Source organism: Myxococcus virescens, from assembly GCF_900101905.1.
GTDB classification, from domain to species: Bacteria; Myxococcota; Myxococcia; order Myxococcales; family Myxococcaceae; genus Myxococcus; species Myxococcus virescens.
Map to the genome: position 1 here is coordinate 20765 of NZ_FNAJ01000023.1, position 21167 is coordinate 41931.

Genomic DNA, 21167 nt, shown 5'->3' on the forward strand with positions numbered 1-21167 from the left:
GAATCAGGATGCCGCGCTCTCAGCCGCGTTGGCGTCCTTGTCCACGACGGTTGCCAGGAACTCGCCTTCGGCGACACGCGCGCCGTCGACCAGCGCCAGGCCCTTCGTCTTCCAGACAGCGCCCTTGTGACGCACCACCTCGATCTCCAACTGGAGTCGATCCCCCGGCAACACCGGCTTGCGGAAGCGCGCGCCGTCCACGCCCATCAGGTACGTGAGCTTGCGCGACGGGTCCATGTTCTCGCTCTTGTAGGCGAGGATGGCCGTCGCCTGCGCCAGCGCCTCCAGGATGAGCACACCCGGCATCACCGGGTGACCGGGGAAGTGCCCATTGAAGAAGGGCTCGTTGATGGTGACGTTCTTGTAAGCCGTCAGCTTCTGGCCCGGGACGATCTCCACCACCCGGTCCACCAGCAGGAACGGGTACCGATGCGGCAGCAGATTGAGAATCTCTCCGATGTCCATCACGGCACCTTTTCCTTCTCCAGCGTCTCCACCCGGCGCCGCAGGGCGCGCACTTCCTTGAGCAGGTCCGCCATCTGGCCCGCCGCGGCGCTTGCCCGCAGCCACTCCCGGTGGGGAACGGCGGGGCTACCGCTCACCACCTGGCCGTCTGGCACGTCGTGCGCGACGCCGGACTGCGCGCCCACCTTGGCCAGGTCACCGACGCGGATGTGCCCCACCACGCCAACCTGCCCCGCGAGCACCACGCCCGTCCCAACCTCCGCCGAGCCAGACACACCGGCCTGAGCGCAGATGAGGGACAGCGGACCCACTCGCACGTTGTGGGCAATCTGCACCAGGTTGTCGAGCTTCGCGCCGCGCCCCACCACCGTCTCGCCCACCGTCGCGCGGTCGATGCAGGTGCACGCCCCCACCTCGACGTCGTCCTCGATGCGGACGATGCCGACCTGGGGAATCTTGAAGTGCTCCGGCCCCGCCTCGCCTTCCGGGTTGAAGGCGAAGCCGAAGCCGTCCGCGCCCACCACGCTGGAGGCGTGGAGGATGACGCGCGCGCCCACGATGCAGCGCTCACGCACCGTGACGTTGGGGTACAGGACGCAGTCCTCCCCCACCTCGGCCTGTTCACCCACGTAGGCGCCCGGGTACAGCACCGTGCGCGCGCCCACCCGCCCGCCCCGGTCCACCGACGCGCCGGGCAGCAGCACGGCCTCCGGATGGACGGTGGCCTCGGGATGGACCCAGGCGCCGGGCCTCACGCCCGCGGCGGGACGCGCGGGCGCGTGGAACAGGCGCAGCAGCTTCGCATACGCCAGATGTGGGTTGGCCACCCGAACCAGCGCCACGCCCTCGCGGGGGGGCACGTCGGCGCCCACCAGCACCGCCGAGGCACGGGTGGCCTCGAACTGGCGCCGGTAGCGCGGGTTTCCGTAGAAAGACACGTCTCCCGGGCCGGCTTCTTCAAGCCCGTTGAGTCCGTGAATGAGCTGTGAGGGGTCACCGAGGAGCTCTCCACCCACGTGGGCGGCGAGTTCCCCGAGCTGGCGGGGCATGGGAGCGGTCTGCACGAGTGGGGAGTGACGGCTACTTCTTCGTCGGGGCGTCCTTCGCCGCCGTCTTCTTCGAGCTGTTGTACGCCCGGATGACTTCGTTGGAGATGTCGTGCTGCGAGCGGGCGTAGACGATGCCGGAGTCGCGGCGCTCGAGGACGAAGCCCAGGTCATCGCGCTCGGCGATGGTGTTGATGATGGAGTCGATCTTGTCGATGATCGGCTTCATCTCCTGCTGCTCCTTGTTGGCGGCCTCGGCGCGGCTCTTCTCCCACTTCTGGGCGAGCAGCATCACCTTGCGCTGGAGCTCGGCTTCCTTCTGGGCCTTGATCTCCGCGCTCATGGCGCTGGCCTGCTTGTCGAGCGTCTCCTTCTCGGCGCGGAGCGCGTTCTGCTCCTTGTCGATTTCCTTCTGGCGGTCGTCGAGCCACTTCTGGAGACGGGACTTGGCGGCCTTTCCGTCATCCACCTCCAGCATGACTTTCTGGAGGTCCACGTAGGCGACCTTCAGCTCGGCGGCCGAGGCGGCCACCGGGAGGGCGAGCGACAGAGCGGCGGCCGTGGCCGCGATGGTGGTGCGAAGCGACATGTTCAGCAACTCCTCAGGAAGGGTACAAGCTCCGACGTACGCCTATCGGGCATCTTCAATTCCCTCCGCCCGTGGGCGCGGACGCCGGACGACGGGCCAAGGGCTTATCAGAAGAAGTTGCCGATAGTGAACTCGAACAGGATGTTGTCGTCCTCCGGCCGCTTGGTGAGCGGGATGCCCCACTCGAAGCGCAGGGGGCCAATGGGCGAGAACCAGCGGAATCCAAAGCCGGCGGCATGGAAGAGGCCGGCCGGCAGCCGGTCCTGACGGTCCTCGAAGAAGCGCTCATTCGCCGCGAAGGCGTTACCCGCGTCGTAGAAGACGACGCCGCGCAGACCGGCCTTCTCGAAGATGGGGAACTCCAGCTCGAAGTTGAAGATGAGCTGCTTGTTACCGCCCACCCGGAAATCCGTGATGGTCGCGTCCGGACTGCCGGAGCGAGGAACCTTCACGGACGGGCTGATGCTGCGCAGGAAGTACCCGCGGACGCTGTTGATGCCGCCCACGTAGTAGAGCTCCGAGATGGGCAGCGGCTTGTTCTGGTCCAGTTGCTGGATGTAGCCAATGGTGGCGTTCGTCTTGAAGACGAAGCCCAGCGGCATGGGGAAGTACAGCCGCGAGTAGGCCGTGTACCGGTTGTAGAGGAACGTACCGCCCAGGAAGTCCGGGGCGAGCTCCACCGAGCCGTAGTGGATGAAGCCACGCGACGGGAACAGGCGGTTGTCGCGCCGGTCGAACGACAGCGACAGGCGGGCCGCGCTGGTCGTTCCGGACAGGAACTGGTTGGCCAGCAGCACCGCGCCCAGGTTCTGCCCGGCCTCCACGTTGACCCACTCACGCGAGTAACCAATGGTTCCCAGCAGGTCGTCGATGAACTGGTAGCCGATGGACACCGTGCCACCGGTCGAATTGCGGATGAAGCCTTCGTAGTCCGCCTGGATGCGGAAGAACTCCGCCGACAGCAGGTAGCGCGTGTCCAGGAAGTACGGGTCGTAGAAGGACAGCTGCACCAGGGAGCGCAGACCGGAGATCTGCGCGGACGCGGAGACGCTCTGGCCCCAGCCCAGGAAGTTATTCTGGGCGATCTGCGCCGTGAAGATGAAGTTCTCCACGTTGGAGAAGCCCAGGCCGACCTGGAACGTACCAGTGGCCTTCTCCTTCACCTCCACCTGGAGGACGATGGTGTCGTCCGCCGAGCCGGGGCGCTGGGTGATTTCCACCGTCTCGAAGAAGCCCAGCGCGGTGACGCGCTCGCGGCTGCGGCGCACGCCGGTGCCGCTGTAGAGCTCCCCTTCGTAGACGCGCAGCTCGCGGCGGATGACCTTGTCACGCGTCTTGCTGTTGCCCACCACGTCGATGCGCTCGATGGTGACCTGGGGCCCCTTCTGCACGTCGAAGGTCAGGTCCACCGTGCGGCTGTCCGCGTTGACGCTGGTGATGGGGTTGATGTTCGCGTAGGCGTAGCCGCGGTCGTAGTAGACGTCCGAGACGGAGAGGATGTCCTGCGACAGCTGCGAGCGGTTGAAGCGCTCGCCGGTGGCGGACTTCATCATCGACGCCATCTGTTCCTTGGTGACGTCGTCGAGCAGGTCCCCGGAGAAGTCGATCTTCCCGATGTCGTACGGCTCGCCCTCCGTCACGCGGAGGGTGATGAAGATGAAGCGCTTGTCCGCGGAGAGCTGGACGGTGGGCTTGTCCACCCGGACGTTGATGAAGCCCTTGTCGTAGTAGGCAATCTGGATGACGGCCAGGTCGCGCTGGAAGGCCTCCTCGCGGTAGGTGCCCTCACCAGTGAAGAAGGAGAGGAACCCGCCCTCGCGGGTGATCATCGTCTCCTTCAGCTCCGCGGCGGACAGCTTCTCCGCCCCGAGAATGGTGATCTGCTTCACCATCACCTTGGCGCGCTCGTTGATGTTGAACACCACATCCACGTTGGCGCCGCCCTCGACGGGCTTGAGCTGGTGGCTGACCTCGGCGAGGAAGTAGCCCTTCTCCACGTACTTCGCCTGGATCTTCTGCACGCTGGAGCGCACCAGCTCCATGTCCAGGATGGTGGAGGGCTTGACGTCAATCTCCTCCTTCAGGTCGTCCTTGCTCAGCTCCTCGTTGCCGACGAGCTGAACGAGCCGGACGGTGGGGCGCTCCTCCACGCGCACCACGTAGGCGACGCCGCGGGCCAGCCGCTGGACGAGCAGCTCCACGTCCTGGAAGTAGCCCAGCGCCCACACCGCCCGGAGGTCCTGGGCGGTGCGCGTGGGGCTCAGTTCGTCGCCCACACGGGTTCGGAGGGCGCGGCGGATGGCTTCGGCCTCGACGCGCCGGTTGCCTTCGACGCGGACCTCCACCACCCGGCGGGCATCCTCCGGCGACACCGGGGCGTCATCGGGGAGCGCGGGCTCGGAGGCCACGTCGGCAGGAGCAGCGGGAGCGGTCACCTCGGGCACGGCAGAAGGCGCGGCGGCGCCCTCATCCTCTTGCGCCAGCACGGAGCCGGGCATGAGGGACCACATGGCGACCGCCAGCAGCGGGAGCAGTGACTTGCGCGACAGAACGAGGTGCCTCAAGGGGAGACCGGCCAGGAAAAGGCGGGGCAATCTACGGGAAGGCCCATCAGGGCCTCAATGCAAAATTGCCAGGACATCACGCCTCCGACACCTCGCCCCCGGCCAACCTGAGGCGGCGGGGCATGGAGCGGGCAAGCGTCTCGTTGTGGGTGACGACCACGGCGGTGATGCCTTGCTCGCGGTTGACCTCCCGAAGGAGCTGGTGGATGCCCTCGCCCGTCGCCGGGTCGAGGTTGCCGGTGGGCTCGTCCGCCAGCAACACCGCGGGCTTGAGCACCAGGGCGCGCGCCAGGGCCACGCGCTGGGCCTCACCACCCGACAGTTCCCCTGGACGGTGGTCCACGCGGTGTCCCAGTCCCACCCGCTCCAGCAGTTCACGGGCATAGGCGTAGGCGGCGGTGCGGTCCTGTCGCCGGATGAGGGCGGGCATGGCGACGTTCTCCAGGGCGGTGAACTCCGGCAAGAGGAAGTGGCTCTGGAAGACGAAGCCGATGGTCTGGTTCCGGAACTCGGCGATCTCCGCGTCGTTCATGGAGAACACCGCGCGGCCCTCGAACATCACCTCGCCGGCGGCCGGGGCATCCAGGGTGCCCAGGACGTGCAGGAAGGTGCTCTTCCCCGCCCCGGACGCGCCCACCAGCGAGACGAGCTCTCCCCGCTGGATGTCCAGCGACACGCCTCGAAGGATGTCGATGCGCTTGCCGTGCAGGAAGTAGCTCTTGAAGACGTTGCGGATGGACAAGAGCGCCATGGCTACTCCGCCTTGAGGCCTTCCACCGGCTCCACACTGCTGGCCTTGAGGGCCGGGTAGATGGAGGCGAGGTAGGTGACGAGCACCGCGATGACGACGGCCAGCACGGTCTGCACCGGCTCGACGCGCACCGGCACCGCCGGGATGTAATAGACGTCCGGGTCCAGCTTGATGCCGACCTTCTCGATGAAGACGCACCAGGACAGGCCGGAAATCAGGCCGAGGAAGCCGCCCGCGACGCCAATCTGCAGGCCCTCCGCGAGGAATATCTTCACGATGCCGCCATCGGGGACGCCCAGTGCCTTGAGGACGGAAATCTCCTTCCGCTTCTCCAGCACCAGCATGATGACGGTGGCGACGATGAGGCCCGCGGCCACGATGATGATGATGGAGAGGATGATGCCCATCACCAGCTTCTCCAGGCGCAGCGCGGAGAAGAGGTTCTTGTTCATCTCTCCCCAGTCGCGTGCCCGGTAGGGATAGCCGCCCAGCACCTTCACCACCTGCGAGGCGATGCGCCGCGCATCGTCGATGTCCGCCACCTTCAGCTCGATGCCCGTGGCCCCCTTCACGTCGAAGAAGTCCTGGGCCTCCTTGAGGAGGATGTAGACGAACTTGGAGTCGTACTCGTACATGCCCGAGTAGAAGATGGCCGCCACGCGGAAGGCGCGGCTCTTCGGAATCGGGCCGGACGGCCCCAGCTCGGTGCCCAGCGGGGAGACGACGTTCACCCGGTCTCCCACCACCACGCGCAGCGACGCCGCCAGCTCACGGCCAATGACGATGCCCGGCAGCACCGGCGCCTTCTTGGGCGTCCCGGAGCGGCGGATGATGTCGTCCTCCTCCACCCCGCTCTCCTCCGCGGGCTCCTCGTCCGGCAGGCCGCGGTGGACGATCTTCTCCGGCGTATAGAGGATGTCGAGCGAGCCGCCACCGAGGATGTTCTTGGGCAGGTCCGTCACCTCGCCCACCGTGCCCGGGTCGATGCCCTTGATGATGACGCCGTCCACGTTGCCCTCGGACGCAATCATCACCTGGTTGATGATGAAGGGCGTCTGTCCCACGACGCCGGGCACCTTGCGGACGGACTCCATGACCTTGGCGTACTCGGGTAGGTCGCCCGCGTACTTGGACACCACCGCGTGCGCGTTGGTGCCCAGGATCTTCTGCTGCAGGTCGGCCTCGAAGCCGCTCATCACCGACAGCACGATGATGAGCGCCATCACGCCCACGCCCACGCCGCCCACGGACAGGGCGGTCATCATCATGGTGGGCGACTGCTCCCGAAGCTTGAGGCGGTTGAGGTCGGAGGCGGCCGCCAGCGGGTCCTTCAGGCCCAGCGCGCGGATGCGGGTGCGCTCCACGGCCGCTTCCGCCGAGCGGATGATGAAGTAGATGAGCAGCGGGGGGATGATGCCGAGCATCAGCACCGCCAGCGTCCCCAGCAGCAGCGACGGCCGGAACACCGCCACGTGCCGGCGCGCGACGAAGAGCTCGAACCCCAGCTTCAGGTCCACCCGGCCGCTGCCGGCGGCGATGAAGCCGGTGTTGATGCCCAGCACCAGCGCCAGCACCAGGAAGGTGAAGACGAGCCAGTACCCCAGCTCCGGGCGGCCAATCAGCCCCGCGACGTACGTCACCTCGCGCAGCCGGTAGCCCAGCGCGAGCTGCAGCCCGGGCAGCCGCTCCATCAACGTGAGGACGATGGGGATGGGCAGGCCCAGGTACAGCACGCCGATGGTGGCCTCGGGCAGCGACAGCCGCTGCGCGCGCGACGCGCCGATGAAGCCGGAGATGAAGGCCACCATGCCACCCGCGAGCAGCGCGATGGCGAAGGCCCCGGTGGGCGGCAGCGACAAACCGCCGCTGGCGCCCTTCCCCGCCGAGCCCAGCTCCGCGGCGGACACGCCGCTGGACAGCACCGTCTGCAGGAGGATGAGGACCACCTCCGCCAGCAGCATGCCGCCGCCGTAGGCGCCCAGGGTGCTCCAGTAGAAGTCCCGGTAGCGCGCCAGGCGCGGGTACAGCGTGGCGCCCGCGGCCGGGCTGGGCCCTTCGGTGGGCTCCGGCGCGCGGCGGATGCCGGCGGCGATGAGCGCCCACCCCGCGAGCCAGACGACGGAGCCCGCGACGAGGAGGCCCGTGTTGGGCACCGGCGCGACGGGCTGCTCGGACACGAGCAGCAGCGCGTTGAGGGCCTGGACCAGCCCGCCCCACCCCAGCAGGGACAGCCCCAGGGAGGAGCTGGTCTCCAGCCAGGCTTGAGAGGACGTGAGCGCCACCCCGAGCAGGCTGAAGCCCACCAGGGCGACCAGCGCCCCAATCCAGATGAAGGTCCAGCGATGGACGGTCTGCCGTTCGGCGGAGTGCACGCGGCCTCCTGGCTACTTCGCCAGTGGCTTGAGGAGGGGAAACAGGATGACGTCCCGGATGCTCTGCGAATCCGTGAACAGCATGGCGAGCCGATCAATCCCGATGCCTTCACCGGCGGTGGGCGGCATGCCGTGCTCGAGGGCCCGGATGTAGTCCTCGTCGTAGTCCATCGTCTCCTGCTGGCCCCGCTGCTTCGCGTCCAGCTGAGCCTGGAAGCGACCCTTCTGGTCCAACGGGTCGTTCAGCTCGGAGAAGGCGTTCGCGATTTCGCGGCCCGCCACGTACAGCTCGAAGCGGTCCGTCACGTCCGGGTTCTGGTCATTGCGCCGGGCCAGCGGCGAGACGGCGGTGGGGAAATGGGTGATGAAGGTGGGATGGATGAGCGTGTGCTCGACGTGGTGCTCGAAGAGCGCGCCCACCAGCTCACCGTGATTCATGGTGTCGATGGCCCGCCGCTCGGCCTCCGAGTGGCTCGTCTTGAGCAGTTCGTGGCGCAGCCGGTCCGCGTCCGCCATGTCCTTGTCGGACAGGCCGCTCACCACCTCGCGGATGGCCTCCGTCATGGAGATGCGCTTCCAACCCTTGCCGAAGTCGAGCACGTGGTCGCCGTACTTCACCTTCGTGTCGCCGGTGACGGCCTTGGCGGCCTCCGAAATCATCTCCTCGGAGAGGTCCATCAGGTCCTCGTACGTGGCGTACGCCTGATAGAACTCCAGCATCGTGAACTCGGGGTTGTGCCGGGTGCTGATGCCTTCGTTGCGGAAGTTGCGGTTGACCTCGTAGACGCGCTCCAGGCCGCCCACCACCAGGCGCTTGAGATACAGCTCCGGGGCGATGCGCATGTACAGGTCGATGTCGAGCGCGTTGTGGTGCGTGGTGAAGGGCCGCGCCGCCGCGCCGGACACGAGCGGGTGCATCATCGGCGTTTCGACCTCGACGAAGTCACGCGTGTCGAGGAAGTTTCGGATGAAGCGGATGAGCTTGTTGCGCCGGAGGAAAGTCTGCTTCACGTCCGGGTTGGACACGAGGTCCAGGTACCGCTGACGGTAGCGGACCTCCACGTCCGTCAGGCCGTGCCACTTCTCCGGCAGGGGGCGCAGGGACTTGGTGAGCGGGGTGAACTTCGTGGCGGAGAGCGTGAGCTCGCCCGTCTTCGAACGGAACACCGGACCGGTGGCGGCCAGGAAGTCGCCCAAGTCACAGAGCTTGAAGGTCTCATAGGAGTCCCCCAAGGCGTCCTTCTTCATGTGGACCTGGATTTCGCCCGAGCGGTCGCGCAGCTTGATGAAGGCGGCCTTGCCGAAGGAGCGCATGGCCACGACGCGGCCGGCGACGTCATAGGGCGGAGGCGCGGCCTGCTCGATTTCCTCGGCGGACTGAGCGGCGTGCTTCTCGTGGATTTCGGCGGCCTGGTGCTGGGGACGGTAGCCGTTGCCGTACGGATTGAAGCCGGCCTCGCGCCACTTCGCGGCTTTCTCCAGCCGCTGGTCGTAGATTTCCTGTTCCTTCGTCCCGAGGTCGCCCTCGCCCGCACTCTTCTCGCTCTTGTTTTCGGTCTCGGCCATGACGCGCTTTCCCAAAGGCGCGGCACCGTAGCCAAGCCTCCCCCGGGAAGCAACGCAACACAGCGGATGGCCGCTCAGGGAGCGACCATCACCAGGAAGGCGGCCACGGCGGCCGCCAGCAGCAGCGGGATGAGGACCTCCACCGGGAGCCGGTGGTTCATATGCAGGGTGTGGAGGCCCCGCAGACCGAAGCGGCGCTTGCGGCGCACCCGGTTCATCACCAGGGAGGCGAGCGCGGGTGGGGCCTTCTCACGCTCCACGCGCTGGAGCCGCTGCACCGTGCTGGAATAGCGCTGCCAGCCCTGGCGGCAGTCGTCGCAGCCGTCCAGGTGGGTGCGAACCTCCTGCGCCTTGGGGGCGGGAAGCTCGTCGTCGGCGAGCGCGAGGAACAGGGCCCTCGCCTCGCGATGGTTCATCCGCGGTTCCACGTCCCGCAGTCTGCGATGAATGCCGTTCATGGCTCAAGCCGCCCCAGGAGGTCCGCCAGCTTTTCCCGGGCCCGGTGGAGCCGGCTCTTCACCGTGCCCTCCGGAAGCTCGGTGATGTCGATGATTTCGTCGTAGCTGAGGCCTTCGATGTCGCGCAGCGCCACCAGCATGCGCGCGTCCGGCTCCAGTTGGGAGATGGCCCACTGCACCCGGGCGCGCTCACGCGCGGATTCCAGGGCCGCATCCGGGCCGGGCGCGGTGCCCCCGCCTTCGGAGAGCAGGGCCGCGGCCTCGTCGAACACTTCGGAGCGGCCCCGACCCCGGCGCTTCAGGTACTTGAGCCGGTTGATGCAGTGGTTGCGGGTGATGCGGAACAGCCAGGTGGACAGCTTCGAGTCCTCGCGGAAGCGGCGGACGTTCTGGTGCACGCTGACGAAGATTTCCTGCACCAGGTCGTGAGCTTCCTCACGATCTCCCACCATGCGGACGCAGAAGTCGTAGAGCCGGTCCTGGTGGGTGCGCACCAGCAGCTCGAAGGCGTCCGGCTCACCCCGGCGCAGGCGGGCCAGCAGCGCCGCGTCCTGGCGGCGCGACTCGGACGCGTCCGCGGCGGCCTCTTCCTGTCCGATTTCGAGCACGCCGCCCGATGACACCCGTGTCCTCCCGCGACAGCCCCTCCGCAGGAGGTGCCACCGTCCCTCAGCCTACCTTGGTCCCCTGCCCCGCGGCCCTCCGACAGCAGGGCCGCGGAAAAGGTTCCGGGCGAAGGCGAGGAAACAGTGAGGCGCGGCGCCTAGTCCGCGCCCGCACTGCGGTTGGGGTTCTTCACGCCCAGCAACTGGGCGGTGACGAACTCCTCCAGGTCCCCATCCAGCACGGCGTCCACGTTGCCCGTCTCGATGCCGGTGCGCAGGTCCTTGACCATGCGGTACGGCGCCATGACGTAGGAGCGGATCTGCGAGCCGAAGGAGATGTCCTTCTTCTGCGCCTCGGCGGCGTCGCGCGCGGCCTCGCGCTTCTTCATCTCCAGTTCGTACAGGCGACCCCGCAGAATCTTGAAGGCCATGTCCTTGTTGGCCGACTGCGAACGCTCCGTTTGGCAGGTGATGATGATGCCGGTGGGCAGGTGGCGCAGCTGCGCGGTGGATGACGTCTTGTTCACCTTCTGGCCGCCCGCGCCGCCGCCGCGGATGAACTTCAAGTCGATGTCCTTCTCCGGGATGTCGATCTGGATGGTGTCATCCACCTCCGGATAGACGTCCACGGACGCGAAGGCCGTCTGCCGGCGCGCGTTGGCGTCGAAGGGCGAAATCCGCACCAGCCGGTGCACGCCCACTTCCGCCTTCAGGTAGCCGTAGGCGAAGTCACCTTCGATGCGCAGGGAGACGTTCTTGAAGCCCGCCTCTTCCCCCGGCACCTCGTCGTTGATTTCGACCTTCCAGCCCTTGTTCTCGCAGTAGCGGGTGTACATGCGCAGGAGCATGGCCGCCCAGTCCATGGAGTCCGTGCCACCGGCGCCGGCGTTGATGTCCATGAAGCAGCTGCTGCGGTCCTGCTCGCCGGACAGCATGCGCGCCAGCTCCAGCTTGGCGACGTCGCCCTCCAGCCCCGTGAGGGAGCCTTCCGCTTCCTGGGTGGTGGCCTCGTCGTTGGCCTCGGCGGCCAGCTCGAAGAGCACCTGCGCGTCATCCAGGCCGCGCATCACCTTGTCGTAGGCGCCGACGCTGGCCTCCAGCGTGGACTTCTCCTTCAAGAGCGCCTGCGCCTTGGTGTTGTCGTCCCAGAAGGTGGGCAGCGTGGAGTCGCGTTCAATCAGCGCGATGCGGGACCGCTTGCGGTCGAGGTCAAAGATGCCCCCGGAGCGCCAACACACGCTCCCTGAGGCCGTTGATCTTCTCCATCGAATCGTTCGCCATGGCTTCTTTCCGTATCCTCTAGGGAGTCTTCAGCGATGCGACGGCATCCCGCCGTCCGGCTGACGCGCGGTCCGCCCTGGGGAGGCGCGCCAGTACTCGATCCAGACCGAATGCGCCCGCCATGCCCAGGGAGATGGGCAGGATGAGCGCGATGAGCCGCCAGTTGTCCTGGTCGAAGGGCGGCAACACCTTGAGCACCACGCCCAGCACACCCAGGACGGCCAGCAGCGTCCACACCTTGAACAGGCGCGTGCGAGCCTTCTGGCTGCCCCACGTCAGCGCCACGCCGAAGGGCAGCGCCAACAGCGTCAGCGGGTTGGCCAGGAAAAGATTCTCATTGCGGTACGTCACCGTGTGGTCCGTCACCAACCCCATGATGAACAGCGCGGTGCCCGGCAACCCGAGCGCCAGCCCCACCACGGCGTTCTCCAGCCCGAGCAGCAGGCGGGCCACGCGGCTGCCCCGCTGGCGCTCCCACACCGCCAGCCCGACCGCCAGGCCGCCCAGGGCCAGGCCCAACGCGAGAAGCCACGGGCCCCACGGGGGAGGCTCCGCCGGCGGACGCCGACGCGTGGAGGATTCGTAGTAGTTCCAGCTCTTCGCCGCGAGCGACGCCGTTTGCCCGTCCGCCCCCTTCACCTGGAGCGCCGCGACCTGGGCCTCCAGCTCATCCGGCAGGAAGGCCTCCTCCCACTTCGTGATGGGACGGTCGATCTCGTCGTTCATCATGAAGTCGAGCAGCACGCTCATGGGCGCGTTCACCGCGGTGTAGCGACGGGTGTGCTCGCGCAGCGTCATCCGCCCGGGTGCCCGGTCCGCCTCGCGGAGCTGGCCGCCCGTGGCCACGTCAATCATGTCCCGCAGCCGCGTGACGCAGTTGTCGTTGTAGTGGTGGTACAGGTACTCGCGGTTCTCCGGCAGCACGTTCTCCGCCAGCCGCTTCGCCACGACGACGCGCTGCTCGGGCGTGAGGTTGAGTTCCTGCACGCGGACGTCGCGGTCCTCGGCCTGGTAGTAGCGGAAGGTGCCACCCACTGACGACTGGCCCACCCAGAACTCCAGCCGGCCCATGGCGAAGCGCGCGAGCATGGCCTCGTCGAAGGAGAACATGCCGTAGTTGTAGAGGCGCGACATCTGCCGCCGCCGGTCCTCCACCACCAGCGAGCCGTGGCCCCACCAGGACGGCACGTCATCCCCGGGACTGAACGTCACCAGGAGGATGGCCAGGTCCTCGCCCTGGCTTTCTCCCGTGCCCCACGGCGGCATGGAGGCCGCGCGCGCGGGCGCCGCCAGGAGCAGCAGGCCGAGCAGGCAGGAGGCGATGAGTGATGGGCGGAGCATGGCTTGGTCCAACACGCGGGAGGCCGCCTACCTATCACGCACGCCGCCCGGCTCAACGGGATGGATACTGGATTGTCCAGCGGGGAGCCGGCGGAGGGCCTACATGAGGCTGCGAGCGCGACGGGCCTTGGCATCCACCTGGAGCGAGTCCGCCACCATGCCCCGCTCGCCCAGGAGCTGTTCCTCCAGGGCCGCCATGCGCTTGGCGTCCCGGGGGCGCTCGTGGTCGTGCCCCAGCAGGTGGAGCAGGCCATGCGCCAGGTAGCGCGCCATCTCCGCCTCCAGCGTGCGGCCATACTCCTTGGCCTGCCGCTTCGCCGTGTCCAGGGAGATGACCACGTCCCCCAGCGGGCGCGGTCCAGGTGTGCCCTTGGGCAGGTCGCCCGCGGGGAAGCTCAGCACGTCCGTCGCCTTGTCCTTCTGGCGCCAGGTGCGGTTGAGCCGGCGGATGGCCCGGTCGTCCACCAGGGACAGGGACAGCTCCACGCCGGACAGCTCGAGCTGCACCAGGTACGCCCTGGCCCAGGTGGTCAGCAGGCGCGCGAAGTCCCGGCCCTGGCCATGCGCCACCTGGATGGTGACGTGGTTTTCCTGCACGCGGGGCTTGGGCGTCTCCATGTGCGCCAGCTCCGGGCGGAACGCAGGCGCGCACACCGACCAGTAGTCACACGCCCCCTGGCCGTCGTTGCGGTACACCACGCGCTTGCCGCGCGGCACCAGTCCGACCTCGCCCGCGGAGATGCGCTCGCGGCGCCCCTCCACCACGATGGTCAGCTCGCCCGTGAGGACGATGACGACCTCGTCGAATTCGGGGCGCTGCGCGGGCTCGGACCACCCGGGGGGCGCCAGCATCCGCGCGACGGACGCGGAGTCCGTGCTGGTGGTGGCCGCGCCCACGAACTCCTCGATGCGCTTGCCATCGTCACGGGGAATCAGCTTCCCCTTGCGCAATCTCACGCCATTGCCCCTTCGTGCTGCGCTCATGCGCCCCCCGCGGTCCGCGCCTTGTCCTTGCCGTCCTTGCCTTCCGCGGGCCGATGCACCGCGCCCGCCACCACCAACGGCGGCGCCTTGCCCCCCCCCACGGCGCCCGCCGGGTAGGCCGGACGCGTGTGGTAGATGCCCTCGAGCGTGTGCAGGAAGGACTGCGAGATGAGGTTGAGGTCCTTCAGCGTCAGGTCACACTCGTCGAGCTGACCCTCGGAGAAGATGAGGTTGATGATCTTCTGCACCTGCGCGAGGAGCTTGGGCGTGGTGGGGTCCGCCATGGAGCGAGTGGAGGCCTCCACCGCGTCGGCTATCATCACCAGCGCCGCCTCGCGGAACTGCGGCTTCGGCCCCGGGTAGCGGTAGATGCTCTCGTCGATGGGCGGAGCACCTTCCTTGCCCTCCTGCTCCTTCAAGGCCTTGTGGTAGAAGTAGCCCACCGTGCGCGTGCCGTGGTGCTGCGGAATCGCATCCGCCACCAGCTTGGGCAGCCGGTACTGACGGGCCATCTCCAGGCCCTCCGTCACGTGGCGCTTGATGATGACCGCGCTCATCGCCGGCGCGAGCGCGTCATGGCGGTTCTCCCCCTTCTGGTTCTCCCCGAAGTAGAGCGGATTCCGGCCCTTGCCGATGTCGTGGTAGTACGCACACGAGCGCGCCAGCAGCGGGTTGGCCCCAATCGTCTCCGCCGCGTTCTCCACCAACGAGCCGATGATGATGGAGTGGTGGTACGTGCCGGGCGCCTGGACGATGAGCTCCTTGAGCGCCGGGTGGTTCAGGTTGGCCAGCTCCAGCAGCTTGATGTCCGACGCGTAGCCGAAGGTGGCCTCGATGAGCGGCGTGAGCGCCATCACCATCACTGGCACCGCCAGCGAGGAGCCCGCGAAGGCGCTCACCGCGGTGATGAGGGTATCGGCCGACAGGCCCTTGCCTTCCACGAGGAAGAGGAAGAGCACCGCCACCAGGTTCACCGCGCCCGTCACCAGACCCGCGCGGAAGATGCCCACGCGGTCCTTCGCCTTCACGATGCGGTCGGCCGCCACCAGCGACCCCACCAGCGTGAAGACGCCGAAGGCCAGCGAGTTGCCCAGCATCACTCCGGTGAGACAGGCGAAGACGAGCGCGAAGAAGAGCGCCAGCTCCTGCGTGAGGATGAAGCGCACCAGCATGGCGCCCGCCGCCACCGGGAAGGCGTAATAGAAGGCCTCGATGGGCAGCGCGGTGTAGCGGTCCTGCACCGCGTCCGCGATGGACACCCAGATTTGCAGCAGGCCCAACAGGCCCAGCAGCAGCAGGCCCAACAGCACGCCGTCCTTGCGCGTGGGACGGAAGCGCCGGAACGCTGCGCGGCAGAAGAAGTACGTCGAGACGATGAGAAGGCCCACCAGGCCCGTGCCGCCCACCTGGAGCTGGACCAGGTCCAGCCGGTCCGTCTCCGCGCGCATGCCGCGCAGGATGACCAGGTGCGACTCATTGACCAGCTCACCGTCGCCAATGACGCGCTGGCCCTTCTTGATGGAGATGACGGCGTCCTTCACCGCCTGGGCCGCCTGGTTCCGGCGCGCGTCCGACTCCGCGATGTTGATGGTGAGGTTCGGCCGAACCAGCCGCTGGGCCAGCCGGAGGATGGCGCGGCGCTGAACGCCCGGCGCGTCCGGCATCAGGTTGCCGGGCACCGAGGCGAAGCGCTCCATCTCCTGGTGCGCCTCGGGGACGTCCACCACCTGGGTGGAGCCCCCCGACAGGGACTCCTCGGCCTTGTTCACCACGTCGCGGACGGTGAGGCCCTGATGCGCCTCCCGCGCCAGCTCCTCCCGAGAGCCCGCCACATGGACCGCGCCGCGCTCGGAGCGATACGCCCGCTCCAGCACCAGCAGCGTGGCCGTCTCCGCCTCCTGCGAGAAGCGGGTGGCATAGAGCGCCTGGAAGTCCTCGGCCTCCAGCACGGCGTCGCGCTTGCCGAAGAAGCGCTCCTGGAGCTCCGCCCGCATCTTCTCGCGGGTGCTGCGCTCCAGCTCCAGCATCTCCGGGGACGCGGCGGGCTTGCGCCGGCGGGGCGTTTCGCGCTCCTCGGGTTCCGAATCGGACTGCGCCTCCGCGAGCTCGTCCAGATGCAGCCGCATGGACGCGAAGGCGGAGCTCACCGTCGACCGCAGCTGCCCCAGGACGGCGGGGTTCAGGTCGTACACCGGCTTGACGGCCGCGCGCGCGTCCTGGCGCCGCTGCTGCGTCATGGCGCGGTGGACGACCTCGTAGTCCCGCGCAGCCTTGAAGCCGGCGGGCGAGCTGGCTCGGAACGGCTTGCCGAGGTTCTCCTCCGCCAGCGCCGGAATCTGCTGGCTGTAGAGACCCGGTGAGATGACGAATCCCGCGCCAATGGAGACGGCGAGCAGGAGAAGGACCTGGATGGCGCGCCGCCCCCAGACGCCGTTGTCCAGTCCGAGGCGTTCGGCGAGCGCGTCCAGTGGACTGCGCCCGGGGGGCTGCGTTTCCGGTTCGGCCATGGGGGTCCTCACCCTAGATAAGGCGTCGCGGATCCTTCAAGGACGCAGCGCCTGGGAATATTCGCAAGGGTGGGATGGAGTACGCCCGCCCGGCAGGGTACGCGCGGGTGGGCGCAGGTAGGTATCGGCACCGTTATTCGACGGCAACGGGCTCGGCGGCGGTGGCCGGCGCCGCGGTGGGGGCCTGGGCGGCAGCGGTTGCTGCTTCCCGAGCCGCCTGGGCTTCGCGCTGGGCGACGTCCGCCCGGTCGTAGGCGCGGATGACTTCCTGGACCAAGGGGTGGCGAACGACGTCCACCTCCGAGAACTCCGCGAAGTGGATGCCGTCGATGTTCTTCAGCACCGCGCGCGCATGGTTCAACCCGGACATCTTCCCCGTAGGCAGGTCCACCTGCGTCACGTCACCGGTGATGACGGCCTTGCTGTTGTAGCCCAGGCGCGTGAGGAACATCTTCATCTGTTCCACGGTGGTGTTCTGGGCTTCGTCCAGGATGACGAACGCGTCGTTGAGCGTGCGGCCACGCATGAAGGCCAGCGGGGCCACTTCCACCACGCCTTGCTCCAGCAGGTGCGCGGCGCGCTCGGCCGCCATCATGTCGTGCAGCGCGTCGTAGAGCGGCCGCAGGTAGGGATTCACCTTCTCCTGCAGGTCTCCTGGCAGGAAGCCCAGCTTCTCACCCGCCTCCACCGCGGGGCGCGCCAGGATGATGCGCTTGACCTTGCGCTCCTGGAGGAAGGCGACCGCCATGGCCATGGCGAGGTACGTCTTGCCCGTGCCCGCGGGGCCGATGCCGAAGACGATGTCGTGGGAGCGGATGGCGTCCACGTAGCGCTTCTGGTTGATGCTCTTGGGGGAGATCTGCCGGTTGCCGGAGCTCTTGAGCACCGGGCCCAGCATGACTTCCTGCAGGGACTCCGCGCCGCGGCCGAGCACCTTGATGCCCTGCTCCACGTCCTCCCGATAGACGGGACGGCCGGCGCGGATCATCTCCTCCAGGTTCTCCAGGAGGCGGACGGAGAAGGCGACGGCATCGGACGGGCCGGAGAGATGGAACTCGGTGCCGCGTTGTCCCACCCGGACTCCGAGGCGCCGCTCCATCAACTTGAGGTTTTCGTTCTGGTTGCCGCAGAGGGCCAGGGCGGTCGCGTTGTCACGAACGTCCACCTTGGCGGAGGCGGTAAGCACTTCGGGCGCTTCCAACGTGGCGGGATTTCGCAATGCGGATTCTTCCTCGGTCTATGTCGCTACGGCTGACACCAACGTAACGCCGCCCCCAGGGCCGCGAAAGACGACTTTGTGTCAGGACTAGCGCAAGGGTGGCAGGAGAATGAACTGCCGAGCGGCCAACCGCCGGTAATAGTACTCTTCCCGCCACGGGTATTTCAGTTCGCCCGGTTTCAACAGTCCAGCCTGCACCAAAGAATCCAGACGTTCGGGCAGTTCACCGCGTTCCAGGCGAAACACCTCGAGCGCGGCCTCGATGCGGACGCGCTGGGCCTGGGAAACATGACGTTGGGCCGCTGAGTCCGCAAATACCGCGGGAACGCCCGCTTCGGGGTCCGGGCGCACGGCCCGGGGAACCACCAGCACTACTGCCGCCAGCACCCCCACGGTGGCGACGAGGCGCCCCAGCGGCCCCGCCACGCGAGCAAGCAGGCGCTGGTCACCAGGAACGGGGGCCGGGGCGCCCTCCGGGAGTATCGGCCGGACGTACTCGCCCTTCACCAGGTTGTAGAGCGCCTTGCAGGTCTCGAACTCGCCCAGGCAGGAGATGTCCACCAGCTTGCGCAAATCCCTCCCGGGCGAGAGCTCATCGTAGATGCGCCGCTCCGAGGGACCGATGGCGCCCAGCTCCCCACCCTCTTCTCCGCGCGGCTGAGGCAGGGCCTTGATGCGCTCGAAGACCAGGTCGTCGCGGTGGATTTTCTGCCGGATGACCGGCCACTCATCCACCATCCGGAAGCCCTCCATGAGCACCGTCTCGGCGCGCAACGGATGGATGGCTTCCGCGTCCGGCTCCACCGGCTCCTGGATGAATTCGTAGGTGCCCGACTTCCAGGTGAAGAGACGGTAGAGGGTCTCCGTGGCCTGAAGCTGCATCATCGCCTGGAAGCGCTCGGCGGTGAGGGCCTGACTGGAGACGAGCACGTCCCCCAGCCGCTTGAGCGTGCGGCGCTGCGTCTCCAGGGCCGCCTCGAGCTGCGTCTCGGTGATGAGCTCCGAGCGCACCAGCATGGCGCCGATGAGCTCCTTGCGCTTCCGGGTGACGCTCTCCGCCTTGATGATGTGGCCATCGTTGAAGCCGATGCGCACTTCCTGGTCCTTGGCGCGGACGTGGAGCGTGCCCGTCTTCTGCTGCTGCCCGATGAGCTGCAGGATGTCGCCAATACCAAAGTCCTTCAGGGTGCCTTGCAGGGACATCGCCGTTCACTCCCCCCGCCGCAGTCGGCGCAGACCGCGCAACGACAGCAGGTGGACACCCAGCAGCAGCAACGCCGCGGGCGCGAGCTTGAGGTAGAGGGGGGCTTCACCGTAGGGCCCTCGCACCAGGCCCTGGTGCAGGAGCACCGCGGCCAGCGCGAAGAGGAAACCGAACGCATACAGCGCGCCGCGGACCGGCACCCCCGAGGCCACGTGCCCCGCGCCGGATAGCACCGCGCCCAGGGCGTACGCCACGCGGCCCGTCCAGGCCTGATGCCGGTCCACCTGGAGCTGCTTGCGCGCCCTGAGTTGCTGCGGCACCAGCCCCCGGCGGGAGAAGACGTTGACGCACTGGCCACATTGCTTGCTGCCGATGCCCAGCTCCGGGTCGCAGCGCACGCACACCGCGCGGCCACAGCGCTCACACACCTTGGCCGCCTTCAAGCGGTCCCCCGAGAAGCCCCACAGGGCCAGCAGCACCGCCAGCGCCGCGGCCCCCGCGGAGGCCATGGGCCCAGGTGGAAGCCCCGGGAGCAGCCAGCGCGACACCTGCGTCTCCACCTGGCGCCCCGCCCCCGTGCCATCCGCGAGCGGAAGCCAGTCGGACTCCCCCAGCTGCGGGGCCAGCAGCAGCAGGTTGAGGAGCAGCCGGTCCTCCGGCGGCGGGTCCCGGACCAGCAGCGTTCCATCCAGCGCCTGCGCCGAGGCCATGGCCGTGGCGGCGCGATCCAGCTCCTTGCCGACCTCCGAGTCCGGCAGCGTCTTCGCCCTGCGGCGGACCACCTGCGCCAGGTTGTAGTGCGGAGCCGCCAGGTCCGGCGCCGACTGCGAGGCCTGCACGTAGAGCAGCGCCGCACCCTCCGGGTCTCCCAGCGCGACCAGGGTGTTGCCAAAGCGCGTGAGCAGGCGCGCATCCGAGCTCTTCAGCGCCGAAGCGGCCTTGAAGTGCGTCCTCGCCTCTTCCAGCAAGCCGCGCCGGGATTCGAAGTACGCCAGCGACAGCACCTCCGCGAACGTCGCCGAGCGGGACTCCATCCGCGCCAGCACGCGCGCCCGCGCCTCCTCGGCGGACAGGCCGCCCCGCTCCAGGAGGTACACGTCCTCGGCCGGCGTGCCCGCGAACGCCGTGACGCGCGCGAGTTGCCCCGCCGCCAGCGGCAAGAGCCCCACGCCCGCCACCAGCACCGCCGCCACGACCCGCTCCTTGCGCGAGAGATAGAGGGACACGGTGGCCAGCATCACCAGCAGCGCGGGCAGCACGCCCAGCCCCAGCACCCACGGCAGGCTCAAGAGCAGCAGCCCCAGGACCAGGGACTGCCACCGGGAGACGACTCGCGGCAGCAGATGGTGGAAGTCATGCAGCGCGTAACGGAGCTTCCGTAGGAAGAACAAGCCCATCAGCAGCACCGCCGTGGCCCCCCAGGTCAGCAGCACCAGGGCGCCCAGGTCCGCCAACGCGGGCCGACGATAGCGGGCATCCTGCGCCAGTGTCGCCAGTGCCTGCCGCACCTGTCCCAACGTGCGGGACACGTCGCCCGGCTTCTCCAAGGCGTAGAGCTCCGCGAGTTCGAAGCGCGCGTAGGGAAGCCCCGGCGACAGCTCGACCGCCACCTCCGCCAGCCGCACCGCGCCGGCCATGTCCCCCGCGCGGCGACGCACGGCCGCCTCGCGGAGGAAGCCCACGCTCAGGGGCTCCAGGTCCGTGGCGGCCAGTTCGACGCGCAACGTCCGCAGTTCCTTGAGGGCCGCCGCGGCGGCGTCCCGATCATTCGTCGCGCGGGCCTGCCGCCACCGGTTCCAGAGGGCCTCCAGGTCCGCATCTGTCACCCGCGGCGCCAGCACCGGGCTCAGCGTCACCGGCCTGGGGGTGATGACCGTGGGTTCATCGACCGGCGGAGGACTGGCCGCCGCGGGAGTCCGGCCATTGGCGGGAGCCGATTCGGCGGCCCTGACATTGCGCGCGGGCGCCCTGGGCGCTTCGTCGGCGTCCTCGGAGGAGGCATCCTCCGCGGCGGGGGCGTCTTCTTCCGGCACGTCCTCCGCGTAGGCGGCGTCATCCACCGGATCCATGGACTCATCCCGCAGGTCGGGCTCCATGGGGCCCGGATCCACCTCGGGAAGGCGCGTGGGGGCTTCCAGCTGCGCGGACGCCACGACGGGCACCAGAAGCGTGAAGCCACTGAGAAGGAGGGCAAGAAGCGGCAGGCGGATCATCC

16 protein-coding genes are annotated in these 21167 nt (G+C 68.3%); all 16 read right to left on the minus strand.

The features are described 5' to 3' along the window. Positions 1 to 3 precede the first annotated feature (3 nt). The 16 genes from fabZ to BLU09_RS35030 all read right to left on the minus strand — a co-directional run bounded on the left by fabZ (position 4) and on the right by BLU09_RS35030 (position 21165). Positions 4 to 465, minus strand: a complete 462-nt coding sequence (gene fabZ / locus BLU09_RS34955; RefSeq protein ID WP_090495488.1) for a 3-hydroxyacyl-ACP dehydratase FabZ — start codon at positions 463 to 465, stop codon at positions 4 to 6. Beyond that, the gene (gene lpxD, locus BLU09_RS34960; RefSeq protein ID WP_186817936.1) at positions 465 to 1514 is read right to left on the minus strand and encodes a UDP-3-O-(3-hydroxymyristoyl)glucosamine N-acyltransferase; all 1050 of its coding nucleotides are present in this window, start codon (positions 1512 to 1514) and stop codon (positions 465 to 467) included. The genes fabZ and lpxD overlap by 1 nt, the downstream gene beginning before the upstream one ends. A 31-nt stretch (positions 1515 to 1545) precedes the next feature. Beyond that, the gene (locus BLU09_RS34965) at positions 1546 to 2100 is read right to left on the minus strand and encodes an OmpH/Skp family outer membrane protein (protein ID WP_090495490.1); all 555 of its coding nucleotides are present in this window, start codon (positions 2098 to 2100) and stop codon (positions 1546 to 1548) included. A 107-nt stretch (positions 2101 to 2207) separates the two neighbouring features. Next, on the minus strand, positions 2208 to 4610 hold the full coding sequence (gene bamA, locus BLU09_RS34970; protein ID WP_244172304.1) for an outer membrane protein assembly factor BamA: 2403 nt from the start codon (positions 4608 to 4610) through the stop codon (positions 2208 to 2210). Positions 4611 to 4740: 130 nt separating this feature from the next. Next, complete coding sequence (locus BLU09_RS34975; protein ID WP_090495491.1) at positions 4741 to 5415, minus strand: ABC transporter ATP-binding protein; 675 nt, start codon at positions 5413 to 5415, stop codon at positions 4741 to 4743. Between the two features lie 2 nt (positions 5416 to 5417). Then, positions 5418 to 7787, minus strand: a complete 2370-nt coding sequence (locus tag BLU09_RS34980; RefSeq protein ID WP_090495492.1) for an ABC transporter permease — start codon at positions 7785 to 7787, stop codon at positions 5418 to 5420. Between the two features lie 12 nt (positions 7788 to 7799). After that, positions 7800 to 9353 carry a lysine--tRNA ligase gene (lysS, locus tag BLU09_RS34985; protein ID WP_011554718.1) on the minus strand — a complete coding sequence of 518 codons (1554 nt, stop codon included), beginning with the start codon at positions 9351 to 9353 and terminating at the stop codon, positions 7800 to 7802. Between the two features lie 74 nt (positions 9354 to 9427). Then, on the minus strand, positions 9428 to 9769 hold the full coding sequence (locus BLU09_RS34990; RefSeq protein WP_090495551.1) for an anti-sigma factor family protein: 342 nt from the start codon (positions 9767 to 9769) through the stop codon (positions 9428 to 9430). Positions 9770 to 9807: 38 nt separating this feature from the next. Then, complete coding sequence (locus BLU09_RS34995; RefSeq protein ID WP_090495493.1) at positions 9808 to 10434, minus strand: RNA polymerase sigma factor; 627 nt, start codon at positions 10432 to 10434, stop codon at positions 9808 to 9810. Positions 10435 to 10574: 140 nt separating this feature from the next. Beyond that, a protein-coding gene (prfB, locus tag BLU09_RS35000; RefSeq protein WP_228558019.1) for a peptide chain release factor 2 occupies positions 10575 to 11697 on the minus strand; the annotation gives its coding sequence in 2 pieces (ribosomal slippage) (positions 10575 to 11627 and positions 11629 to 11697; 1122 coding nt in all). 18 nt (positions 11698 to 11715) lie between these two features. Beyond that, positions 11716 to 13038, minus strand: a complete 1323-nt coding sequence (locus BLU09_RS35005; protein WP_090495552.1) for an Lnb N-terminal periplasmic domain-containing protein — start codon at positions 13036 to 13038, stop codon at positions 11716 to 11718. Between the two features lie 99 nt (positions 13039 to 13137). Beyond that, positions 13138 to 14022 (minus strand): rRNA maturation RNase YbeY, encoded by an 885-nt coding sequence (ybeY, locus tag BLU09_RS35010; RefSeq protein WP_186817935.1) that lies wholly within the window; start codon positions 14020 to 14022, stop codon positions 13138 to 13140. Further along, complete coding sequence (locus BLU09_RS35015; protein ID WP_186817934.1) at positions 14019 to 16529, minus strand: HD family phosphohydrolase; 2511 nt, start codon at positions 16527 to 16529, stop codon at positions 14019 to 14021. The genes ybeY and BLU09_RS35015 overlap by 4 nt, the downstream gene beginning before the upstream one ends. A gap of 133 nt (positions 16530 to 16662) precedes the next feature. Further along, positions 16663 to 17748, minus strand: coding sequence for a PhoH family protein (locus BLU09_RS35020; RefSeq protein ID WP_090495497.1), 1086 nt, complete (start codon positions 17746 to 17748; stop codon positions 16663 to 16665). Positions 17749 to 17835: 87 nt separating this feature from the next. Continuing rightward, positions 17836 to 18951: a DUF4388 domain-containing protein gene (locus BLU09_RS35025; protein ID WP_090495498.1), complete on the minus strand. Its 1116-nt coding sequence runs from the start codon at positions 18949 to 18951 to the stop codon at positions 17836 to 17838. Between the two features lie 6 nt (positions 18952 to 18957). Beyond that, a complete protein-coding gene (locus BLU09_RS35030) occupies positions 18958 to 21165 on the minus strand; it encodes a hypothetical protein (RefSeq protein ID WP_244172298.1) in 2208 nt (735 codons plus the stop codon). Positions 21166 to 21167: the final 2 nt, after the last annotated feature.